This is a genomic window from Pseudomonadales bacterium, assembly GCA_024234435.1.
GTDB lineage: Bacteria > Pseudomonadota > Gammaproteobacteria > Pseudomonadales > Porticoccaceae > JACKOF01.
In genome coordinates this window covers 584,087-595,573 of the sequence record JACKOF010000001.1, presented here as the reverse complement: position 1 = coordinate 595,573, position 11,487 = coordinate 584,087, and the positions used below count along the sequence as shown (strand labels likewise).

Annotated in this window: 10 protein-coding genes; 6 read left to right on the top strand and 4 right to left on the bottom strand. The window is 45.8% G+C overall.

Translation table 11 applies throughout. The features are described from left to right. The first annotated feature begins 40 nt into the window (after positions 1–40). The 4 genes from H7A02_02780 to H7A02_02765 all read left to right on the top strand — a co-directional run bounded on the left by H7A02_02780 (position 41) and on the right by H7A02_02765 (position 4,977). Positions 41–2,314: a TonB-dependent receptor gene (locus H7A02_02780; protein MCP5171184.1), complete on the top strand. Its 2,274-nt coding sequence runs from the start codon at positions 41–43 to the stop codon at positions 2,312–2,314. A 4-nt stretch (positions 2,315–2,318) separates the two neighbouring features. Next, positions 2,319–3,311 (top strand): alpha/beta hydrolase, encoded by a 993-nt coding sequence (locus tag H7A02_02775; protein ID MCP5171183.1) that lies wholly within the window; start codon positions 2,319–2,321, stop codon positions 3,309–3,311. A gap of 333 nt (positions 3,312–3,644) precedes the next feature. Further along, complete coding sequence (locus H7A02_02770) at positions 3,645–4,463, top strand: alpha/beta hydrolase (GenBank protein MCP5171182.1); 819 nt, start codon at positions 3,645–3,647, stop codon at positions 4,461–4,463. Between the two features lie 73 nt (positions 4,464–4,536). Beyond that, entirely contained in the window at positions 4,537–4,977 is a 441-nt protein-coding gene (locus tag H7A02_02765) for an acyl-CoA thioesterase (protein ID MCP5171181.1), read from the top strand. A gap of 70 nt (positions 4,978–5,047) precedes the next feature. Here the strand turns inward: H7A02_02765 and H7A02_02760 are convergent, their stop codons facing one another. Both H7A02_02760 and H7A02_02755 read right to left on the bottom strand, forming a co-directional pair. Beyond that, entirely contained in the window at positions 5,048–5,506 is a 459-nt protein-coding gene (locus H7A02_02760; GenBank protein ID MCP5171180.1) for a GFA family protein, read from the bottom strand. 28 nt (positions 5,507–5,534) lie between these two features. Next, the gene (locus H7A02_02755; protein MCP5171179.1) at positions 5,535–5,846 is read right to left on the bottom strand and encodes a DUF1330 domain-containing protein; all 312 of its coding nucleotides are present in this window, start codon (positions 5,844–5,846) and stop codon (positions 5,535–5,537) included. A gap of 192 nt (positions 5,847–6,038) precedes the next feature. On the opposite strand from H7A02_02755, the gene H7A02_02750 reads away from it, so the two are divergent. After that, positions 6,039–7,682, top strand: a complete 1,644-nt coding sequence (locus tag H7A02_02750; protein MCP5171178.1) for an AMP-binding protein — start codon at positions 6,039–6,041, stop codon at positions 7,680–7,682. Positions 7,683–7,730: 48 nt separating this feature from the next. Here H7A02_02750 and H7A02_02745 read toward each other — a convergent pair whose 3' ends face one another. Then, positions 7,731–9,089 carry a DUF1329 domain-containing protein gene (locus tag H7A02_02745; GenBank protein MCP5171177.1) on the bottom strand — a complete coding sequence of 453 codons (1,359 nt, stop codon included), beginning with the start codon at positions 9,087–9,089 and terminating at the stop codon, positions 7,731–7,733. Between the two features lie 479 nt (positions 9,090–9,568). Between H7A02_02745 and H7A02_02740 the strand changes: the two genes are divergently transcribed. After that, positions 9,569–10,201: a TetR/AcrR family transcriptional regulator gene (locus H7A02_02740; GenBank protein MCP5171176.1), complete on the top strand. Its 633-nt coding sequence runs from the start codon at positions 9,569–9,571 to the stop codon at positions 10,199–10,201. A gap of 98 nt (positions 10,202–10,299) precedes the next feature. Here the strand turns inward: H7A02_02740 and H7A02_02735 are convergent, their stop codons facing one another. Further along, entirely contained in the window at positions 10,300–11,469 is a 1,170-nt protein-coding gene (locus H7A02_02735; GenBank protein ID MCP5171175.1) for a hypothetical protein, read from the bottom strand. Between the last annotated feature and the right edge of the window lie 18 nt (positions 11,470–11,487).

Below are 11,487 nucleotides of genomic sequence, written 5' to 3'. Positions count from 1 at the left end.
ATAAAAAAAGCATTTAACTATTATAAATGGGGATAAAATCATGAACACTAGCACTCGTTATACCCGTACCGCTCTCGCATTGGTTGCGTCCAGCCTGACTGCAATACATTCATTCGCTGCTGAAGAAAATCCACAAACCTACAAACGTCTGGACGAAATTATCGTAACGGCCAAAAAGCGCAGCCAATCAATTAACGACGTAGGCATGAGTATCAGCGCGCTCAGTGGCGATTCACTTCAAAGGGATCATATTGTTAACCTTGAAGATCTGTCGCTCGCCGTGCCGGGACTCAGTTATGCCAATAGTGCCAACAACTCCCCTATTTACTCGTTGCGCGGCGTGGGCTTGCAGGATGCTACATTAGGCGTTTACCCCTCTGTCAGCCTCTATATGGATGAAGTTCCACTGCCATTCCCAATTATGACCTCCAACACCGGGTTTGATCTTGAGCGGGTAGAAGTTCTGAAAGGCCCGCAGGGTATTCTTTTTGGACAAAACTCCACGGGCGGAGCAATTAACTTTATCGCAAAAAAACCCACCGACGAGTTCGAAATGGGCACAAACCTCACTTATGGTCGATTCAATACGTTTCTGGGTGATGCCTATGTGAGTGGACCTCTAACAGAAACACTCAGAGCTCGGGCTGCCATTCGCCTACAGGATGGCGACAACTGGCAAGAAAGCAGCTCTCACGGAGATAAAACCGGTGGGCCTGACACTTTTGCAGGCAGGGTACTATTAGACTGGCAACCATCCGATGATTTGTCAGTGCTGCTTAACCTGAACGCATGGAGTGACAAATCCACGCCGCAGGAACTACAGTTTGTCGCTTGGCGCCCGCAAAACCCGTTCCCCAGCCCGGCTGAGAATTCACCAACAGCCGATAAAGATAATCTGGACACCGATTTTTCCCGGGAGACTAACCACTTTCGCGACAACAGCTTCGAGCAAGCCGCACTGAGGGTGGACTATACGTTTGGTAATGATATTACGCTTACTTCTATAACTTCTTACATCGATTTCGAGCGCCGCGAAGCATTCGATCTTGACGGCCTTGCATATCGTGCTCTTGATGTCACCTTGACCAAAGGAGATGTCACCAGCTTTTCTCAGGAGTTACGCATTGCCAATAATAGTGACCAGGCCTTCAGGTGGTTACTGGGTGCTAATTACAGTAGTGACAAAGCAGATGAAGACACTGCCATTATCTATCCTGATGCCACTATAGCTGTCGGCACCGGCGGCCTGCTCGACCGGGGAGGTTCACTGTCGAATCAGGATATGGAGAACTACGCAATTTTTACCAGTCTGGAGCTGGATATCGCCGACGATCTGACCATCAAAGGAGGTATTCGTTATACCGAAGCAGACAGGGAAGTTGAAGCATGCACCTACGATATTGAGAATCATGTTGCGGGATTCTTTGGCTTTTTACTGGGTGTTCCAATTCCTGAGGGAGCCTGTGCTACGTTTAACGAGAGCCTAATACCTGTGCTACATCAGGATGAAATTAACGAAGAGAATACATCCTGGCAAATCGGACTAGACTGGAAGCCAAATGCCGATTCACTCTACTACATTAATATCGCCAAAGGTTACAAGGCTGGTAGCTTCCCGGCGCTAGCGGCTGCGACGACTGCACAATATGTTCCCGCCACTCAGGAGTCATTACTGGACTACGAGGCTGGCGCAAAACTGAATTTATTAGACGGTATGCTCGCCGCTAACTTCGCTGTCTTTTATTACGATTACAAAGACAAGCAACTAAGAACCACCCTTGATGATTTTGTTTTTGGTTTTCTGGATGTGCTGGGCAACATTCCTGAATCCAGCGTAAGAGGATTTGAAACCGATATTACCTTCTATCCGCTAGATGGCTTAACGATCAGAGGCGAATTCACTTATCTGGACGCAGAAATTGACGAATACGAAGGCCTTAACAGCAACGGCTCTTTGCTTGACTACTCAGGAACTACCATGCCTTTGACACCAAAGCAGCAGGCATCGTTAAGTGGTAACTATCAATTTGATATCAGTGACAATCTAAATGCCGATGTGGCAATATCCGTGAGCTATCGCAGTGAAACCAATGCGACGCTGGGTAATGAAGCTGACTACGTGCTGCCGGAATACACTGTTGTCAACGCCAGTGCCAGCATCGGTGCCAGTAATGACAAATGGCGACTGCAGCTCTGGGGGAAAAATATTTTTGACGAATATTACCGTACCAATGTTTTCGCATTTCAGGATGTTGTCACGGCTTCCGCAGGACAAGCCCCAACCTACGGCATAACACTCACGTTAAGGTATTAAGCACATGGCAGAAATCAGTAATAACAGCCCGTCGCTACATCTCGTAGATCCGGAGCTGGTAGATTTCATCAAACTGTTTCCGTTAAACAGCCTTAATCGCGACAACCTCTCTGTTATCCGAGAAATGTGGGGGGAGTTTTTCGCACTGGCTGATTGCCCCGAAGGTGGCCCGGTAACTCGTGAAGAAAGGTTCATCACCTCTACCGGGCCGGACGGCAACAGCATCCGAATACTGGTTTATACACCCAGAATCGTCACTAGCGATAAACTGCCGATTTATGTTCACATTCCTGGGGGAGGCTACATCTTGCCTGGCCTGGAAGCCATTGATGAACGCAACCTCCGTTTTGCTGAAAAGCATCAATGTATTGTGGTTTCCATGAGCTATCGGCTGGCGCCAGAGAACCCCTTTCCTTGCGGCATTGAAGATTGTTACGCGGTGCTGAAATGGGCATATGACAATGCAAGTGAATTATCCGTCGATAAAGACAGAATAGTTATCGGCGGAGAAAGTGCAGGCGGTGGACTGACTGCAGCACTGGCGCTTCTGACCCGTGACCGAGGCGAGATCCCACTGGCAGGGCAAATTCTTATCTATCCAATGATCGACGACAGAACCGGCAGCACTGTACCCGCCAGCCCATTAACAGGGGAATTTATCTGGACCCGGGAATCGAATCGCCTCGGCTGGGAGAGCCTGCTGGACACAGCCTCTCCCGGCGACCCGGATGTTTCACCCTATGCGGCAGCAACCCGAGCAGATGATTTATCCAACCTTCCCCCTTGCACCCTGATTGTTGGCACACTGGATCTGTTTCTGGAAGAAAATATAGCCTACGCGCAACGTCTTATGCTTGCGGGTATACCGACAGATTTGCGAGTGTTTTCAGGCGCTTATCACGGCTTCGAGTTATCCGGCAATCACTCAACACTGAGCAAGAAGTTTTACGACATTTACGACTCGGCGCTTGAACAATACTTTACGGAAAAACCCTGATCCCTCTATCGGCGACTTTTCTCTACAGATCGTCTTCAGATACGGCGAACAATCATCTCTAAAGCCGTTGGCGCTTACGCGAAGAGCCAACGGCTTTAGTTGACAAATGATCAACTCAATCCAGCTTTCGACCAAGGATTTGATCACCTACCAAGTTTACATTCTGGTCAAATTTCAGCGAAATACGTTATACTCGGCGTCTGACAATGGCTTGTGAAAGTCACCCTTTTGACAGTATTGCTATCACAAGAACTAAAATACTCTTTATTTAATAAACACTTGCATAGTTTTTATGCTTATGCAACAACAAAGAGATGCAGGAGAACCCCGGTAATGGTCGGCGTTTATGAAAACATAAATGATTTCAGAGTAAACAATGGCTGTGTCACCTCTGCGGACGGCACCACCATCGGCTATATTCAGGCAGGTAACGGACCGTCATTGGTGATTGTCCATGGCAGTCTGCAGTGTTCAGCCGACTGGACACGCGCGCTACCGCATCTTGCAAAACATTTCACCTGCTACGTGATGGATCGTCGGGGGCGTGGAAACAGTGGTGACTCGGAAGAATACAGCCTGAACAAAGAGTATGAAGATCTCAAAGCTGTTCTGGAAATTGCCGGTTCTGATGCATTTGTGTTCGGACACTCCTACGGTGGTATTTGTGCACTTGAAACAGCACGAACTCTGCCAATATCAAAACTAGCTATCTACGAACCACCGTTACCCGCCTATAAATCTGTGACAGCACATGCACTGGAGGCTTACAAAAAAGCAGTTGCTACCGCTCAAAACGAACAGGTATTGATTACCGGTTTAACTCATTTTTTGAGAATGAGCGAGGACTCTCTAAGTATATTCAGAAACTCCAAAGGCTGGCAAAAAAGCATTGATTTAACACCGACCTGGACAAGAGAAATACATGTAATAGACGAGCTTGAGATGGGTGTTAAACGCTTTTCTTCCATTAAGAGTCCAACACTATTACTGTCAAGTTCAAACTCATTAAAGCACCACGTGGAGCCCGTTGAAGCGCTACATGGAACGCTTCCCAACGCCACCCGTGTAACAATCCCTGATCAAGGACACAATGCTCACCTGACAGCCCCGGCGCTACTCTCGGAAATTATCAGTGATTTTCTATTAACCTAACCAACACCCCCAGTTTGGCGATACAGTATATATTCTGTTGTAGAAACAGATAACTTCAAACGGCACCAAGAACATGAGCAGTAAACCGAGCGAACTGGAACCATTCGAATTCACCTATACCATTGATATTGCCCCTGATCCGAATGAAGAATTGCATATTAACAATGTGCAGTATTTTCATTTCTTCGCAGAAGCACGTAACGCCTACATGAGTAGAGTCGGTTGTCCGGGATACGACAAAAATACCGGAATGGGCTACGTGGCAGCGTCAAATCACTGTGATTATAAAACGGCACTACACTCGCCGGATAAGATTCATATTGGCGTGAAAACCGAAAATATAGGTAACACCTCTCTCAAAGTGATAATGAAGATCTTTAGCCATGCACAAAACGTTGTAGCCGCTGAGGGCTATACAGTCGTTGTACCATACGACTTCAACACCAATACGAAAATGGGTATTAGCGACACAATGAAGCGATTGATTTCCAGAACCGATAACGTCGCACTATAGAAGCTGGCAAGCAATTCAAAACCAACGCCACACAAGCAGCATCAGTTTTAACTTTTATTACGCAGCCTGTTTACATCTCATCTTTCGCAGTATTCGCACTTGCGACCAAATCATGAACAAAGGGTGGCCACTCTTTGTAACTCTCCACACCGTCTATAAGAGGCACCCACGGGTGCCTATGTTGTTCATGAATATCGATGTCCGGTTTGGGGAATGTTTTGTCCGCGAAACAACCAACGGCAACAGCATAAACGTCAGGAAAAATAGACAGCGGCCAATGCACCGTAGAGCCACAACGCGTACAAAAGGAGTAATCCACCCCTGCATTGTTCTCCGATTCATTAAAAACCTTTCCATCCGTTTTACAAACCACCTGCTCTCTCTTAAACCAGGCTGAAACCTGAAAAACGCTTCCTGTTCGACGCTGGCAATATTTGCAGTGGCACCTAAATACCCGCAACGGTTCACCTTCAAAGGTGATTGCCATTTCGCCACAACAACAACTTGCTGTATATTGCTTTTCTTTCATGCCATATCCCTATTTAAATAGCTCAGTATTAGTCAGCTAACCACGCCGCCATATCCCAGTTCTCATAAAGCGTCCAGATATAATTATCTGTCGATAACTCTCGTAATCTTTTAATATCATTGTCTTCCTGCCATCGGAGCATTGCTTCAAAATCTTGAACGGAATGGAATTTTGCAATAATAAAGTTGCTCCTTGCTTGGCCACAGATTTCCCTGAAAGGATTAGTCCCGGCAGCAATGGCACCAGCTTTTATCGATGACAAAAAGCTCGTAGACCTTTTTACATATTCCTTGTACATATCCTCATCAACGATATCATACAAGTTCATTGCATAAATCATATATTCACCTTTGAGTATTAGCCCTACATCATAAACTATCAGCGCTCAGCCTAGTCATTTGAAGCAGCCACAGTAATACCAGATGCTTGATTCAAGCAAGTATGTTATTTAGAATAACTTCCTCAAATATTCCCCCTGATAGAAAGAGTAAAAACACCTTAAATCATTAACAAAAATGGACACTTACATTTTATGATCAAAATGCAGTTTGACAAGCGAGCTCATGCGCAAGCCATGAGAGCTCAGGGGTTTTGGAGGGATATTACCGTTGAAAACATTCTCACTCGGGCAGTAGAGAAACACCCCAATAAAACTGCTCTGGTGTCTTACCGATCAGAAACCGGAAGCGCCTCCCCCAACAAAAGTCTAACCTATGTAGAGCTCGAAGAAATGGTTGCACGGGCAGCTGGCGCACTTCGCGGGCTCGGAATAAAAAATGGTGATATTGTCGCCTTAATGCTCCCAAACTGGTGGGAATTTGTTGTTGCAACTTACGCCCTGTCCCGGCTGGGGGCTGTCACCAATCCTCTCATGCCCATCTTCCGTGAGCGCGAATTGCGGTTCATGCTTAAATTTTCAGACACGAAAGCTATCATCATTCCGAATGAGTTTCGCGGTTTTTTGTACCCACCCATGTTAGAGGCTTTAAAACCTGAACTGCCTAATTTGGAACACGTTGTTGTGGTCGATGGTGATGAAAATAACGGGTTTGAGCAAACGATTATTAATAGCAGCTATCCACCTGTCACGTCAGAACAATCTGTAAGTGCTGCCGCGGACGAAATATCTGTACTGATGTATACCTCTGGCACAACAGGGCAACCAAAAGGGGTAATGCATAGCTGGAACACCATGTTAACCTGCGCGTCTTCGCTAGCCTCGAGGTTAAGCCTCACATCTAAAGATGTCCATATGATCAGCGCCCCATTTGGTCATACCACTGGCTACACTGCCGGCATTCTCCAATCCTTATTACTTGGAGGAAAAGCAGTACTTCAGGATATATGGAAACCTGATGAGGGCGTCAACATCATGGTCACCGAGGGCGTCACGCACATGGCGGCCTCCACCCCCTTTCTGTCAGACATATGCAGAGTTGTCAGCACCAGTAACACAAAACCGTCGTTAAAAACTTTCTTATGCGGTGGTGCTCCTATTCCACCGGTCATTATTGAAGACGCACTACGTTTACTTAATGCCAAAGTCTGTTCCTTATGGGGAATGACAGAAGCATTGGCAGGAAGCCTAACAGCGCCTGAAAAATCCAGGGATAAATCTTCGACCACTGATGGTCGCCCATTGCAAGGTATAGAACTGTTAATTGCTGATGAAAATCACAACCCTTTAGGGCCAGGACAAACCGGCAGATTATTCGTCAGAGGGGCCAGCCTGTTTTTGGGTTATTACAAACAACCGGAGTTGGAGAATATCCACCTGGATGGATGGTTTGATACTGGCGATATGGCCTACATGGATGAAGAAGGGTACATTCGAATTAATGGTCGCACCAAGGACATTATTATTCGAGGTGCAGAAAACATTCCCGTTGCCGAAATTGAAAACCTGTTGTACCGACACCCGGATATTGTAGATGCAACACTGGTCGGATATGCCGATGCAAGATTGGGAGAACGTGCCTGTGCCTTTGTCACCTTGGAACGGGGGAAAAAATTCGACTTAAGCGATCTTAGACTCTGGATGGAAAAAAGCGGCACCGCTAAACAATACTGGCCTGAGCAAGTAGAAGTTATTGATACTATGCCCCGCAATCCAAACGGAAAGGTTCAGAAATTTATACTCAAAAAACTGGCGGAGAAATACACTCGCCCTAAATAGAGAAAACCCAGGCTCTTCCGGGCCTGGGTAACTCTAACTTAACTGTAGTTATTTAATACCACGGCGTCGGATAGCACTGGTTTGGAAGTCTGCGTATCGCCCCTTCTGGCTAAACACAAGCGCAGGCTGCTTACGTTCATTATCAAGCTGACTAGCGATAAATGTGCCACTAACAAGGTCATGTACCAACATAGCCCTATGAAACATGACATCTGAATCGTAAATTTGCATTAGGGGATCAGAATAAACTCGCCATAGGTTATCGCGACTGTCATAGGCATCAGCCAAAACAACCATCCAACTATCTTCATCGATATAGAAGTTCCGCGTTTTATATATATGCGACATACCATCTTTCAGGGTCGCTTGAACTTCCCAAACACGGTGTAATTCGTAGCGCATCAAATCCGACTTCAGATGTCCTTTATCCAGCATATCGTCATACTTCAGGTTAGTATCACTCAACTTATAGGCGTTGTAGGGGATATACATCTCTTTCTTGCCAACCAGCTTCCAGTCATACCGATCCAATGCACCAAAAAATCCCCACCAGTCATCAGTAATACGCATGCCCTCGGTGCCATCATCAATATTGTCATAAGCTAGATCCGGTGCTCGGCGTACCCGGCGCTGCCCAGCATTGTAGATCCAGGCTCGACGTAATCCCTTGTTCCTGTCAATAGTGTCATGTACAAGGTAAATGGTTCCCACCAATGTTGCTGGGGCGTCATATTGTCCAAAGTAATAGAAGAGGTCATTATTATCTTTGATTTTATCCATATTCGGCGTCTGGATTACATTTTGACAATAGCCGACCCTGTAATAACCTCCACTCGGTTGAACAGGCAACCAGTCTGCGCATTGATCAAAACCGCCATACCAATGCAACATATTGTTGTACATGACTTCTATGCCTGTTTTGGGTATCGGGAAGGGAATACCAGGCTGGCTATAGCCTTCCAGGGATTCTCCATCGATGCTCGTTTTTGTTGCTAACTCTTTAGTGTGGGCATACACCGCTTGCGGATTAGCAAAAGTACGATGACTCTTGTAAACCGGCAACCTGAAAGTATCCGGGTATTGTTTCATCATCGCGATCATGCCGGCATTGAGCTTATCCTGATATTTTTCATAATTGTTTGCATCAATCACAAACAGGGGGGTCTCATCAGCAAAGGGGTCCACATAGCCCTGATCCGGCGTCCATCCTGTTGGAGCTTCGCGCAACCCACCGTTCCAGGCAGGGATGGTGCCGTTCGCATTACCCATTTTTTCAGCACCCATAGGCGTCAGTTCAGCACCTAGCTTGTCCGCTTCTGTCGAAGAAACCGCCGCGAATACTCCCGATGCTAAGCTCACGGTACTAAACACAACCCCAATAAGGGAAAGTTTTTTAATGATTTTCATTATTGAATTACCTCTCTCATTCCATTTTTAAATAAGTCTCGCGAATACAGACAAAACCCTGCCAAGCGATAAAGCGAGAACAACTCACGACCGAGATTGTTTAACTAAAACCTGAGCAAACTTCTCGATAACTTGTTGTAATTCAGACTTATTACTGCCCCTGAGAAGCAACTGAAACATTGCTGAAACAGTACTATTCATAAGGTAACAATACGGTAACTTACCAACTGGTGAGAAGACTTGATGTCAATCAAGTAGTATATTAATAAAGCGTTTTTACAGGTGTTCCCACCAACCCTAGGCAAATGTCTGTTTTATCCATTCTGAATTAATACTCCTTTTACAAAACCAACCTAACTCTTCGAATGTGGCTAATCTCCCACTGAATCAATCTGTTCAAAGAAGTACTTTCAGATTAAACTCCTACTACTAGATACATTTCTATTTCATTAGTTTTACCAAATCTGAGACAATTAGTGATGCCTACGGCTCGTAAACGTCGCCCACGCGCAAAATCTACACCGGTACTTAGCGTGGAAGATCGCCTGTTAATTGCCATGGAGCAACTACTCGAAAAAGAACAACGATTTGCAACAGTGACTGTAGAGCAACTCGCAAAAGAAGCGGGTATCGCCAGGGCGACTTTTTATCTGCATTTTGCCGATAAAGCAGAGCTGGTATCCAGTTTGATGAAGCGCCTAACAGACGAGGTTGTCGAGAGCGCTGGCTCCTGGTTTGAATCCGGAGCTGGTGCTACCGAACCCGAAAGTTTGAAGCCTGCGTTGAAAGGTATTATCGGCACATTCAAAAAGCACCATGCCGTTCTTGAAGCGGCAGCATCAACAACCAGCCATGACGAAACTGTAGCCGAGCTATACGAACAAATGATGCAGGCTCTTTGCGAGCAAAGCCGCAAAGCAGTACAGGCTTCAGATCATGAAGAACTAACCGCACAAGGTGTTTCACCGGATATGCTCGCCGATGTATTAACCTGGGTTATTGAGTTGTTCTGCGCACGGTTTATCGGTCGTTATGATGATAATCAGGTCGATGAGTTAATTAATACTTTTGCCTATATTTGCCATCAATCCATTTTCGCAAAAAAACTCTAAGCCTATTCAAAATAGTTTGTAAAACATACCGCCCATAAAAAAAGCTCGAGTCCTAAACTACTGACTCGAGCTTGCTGAAAAACCTGATGATAGTTTAATTAATGTTTGGTAGCTAATGGCGCATTAATCAATTCACCGAACCCTACGTGCACTTTACTGATAAATAGCATTTCATCGAACAGCGCATTCGTTGGCGTTTTGTAACGTAAAATACGCGAATGGATGTAAGGCTGGCCGGGAGGCTCAATATGATTTAGCAACTGATCAAACAGTTTCTTGTCACCCATCTCCTTAGCTAACAACAAGGTAAAGGACGAAGCCATACCGACACCTCCATCTGAGTCCATCGTACCCATGGTTTCTCTCACTCGAGCCTTGTGGCCGTTATCATAAACCTCAACAAAGTGTTTTTTGAAATCCGGGTAATATTGTTTGGAGAACTCAGGATCCAGGCCATGAATCATGGTTAACGTCCAGGCTGTGGTGTAAGCCGAAACCCAGGGTTTTACGGAATGAGAGGTGGGGTGATAGGCAACATGGAATGCGCCGGTTTCCGGGTCTATCAATTCTTTTTTGAGAAACTCCAGCCAGGGTTTGGTGTACTTTTTGTAGTCCGTGTTATGCAGTCGGTCATAAACCCACAAGCTGAGATAAGCCACCGAGTTACACTGTGGGAAATAGTTGTCAGGCTCACAGACAATACCGGCATAAGGGCTGGCCTTAATTTCTTCAACCAGAATATTGGTCAACTTCTTGTGATCTTTTTCGTACTGATCGTTTCCAGTTAACATCTGGTAAAGGCCATACATCAGATTGAGATGCCCCTTGTACATGATGTTGTATTTTGCAATGGGATCGCTGCCAAATTCATCGTGCTCCCAATCCACCCAGGTATATTTGCAACGCATTTTAGCAATGGCGGTATCCATGTTGTGCCCCACAAATTCACTCAATTCAGGGTCAATCAGGGCAACACTGGCCAAACCATAGGTGTAAAACCCGAGCGAGTATTTAACAATACGCTGGGGCACCTTTTTCATATCCCAGGCGGTAAAATCACAGCCCCTGCTGTAAAACGGGGAAATAAAATCCGTGTAAGACATGTATGCCAGCTGGGCATCCATATCAGGCGTTAACTGCCCCCTTTCCCTCTGGGCGAAATAAGCGTCGGTTGAAGCCAGCCGCCCATCCATAAGTTCACCGGCATAACCTGATACCGATACACATGCGGTTGTAAGCACCGCCATAATCAATAGCCATTTTTTCATAAAAAATCCCCGCTTAAA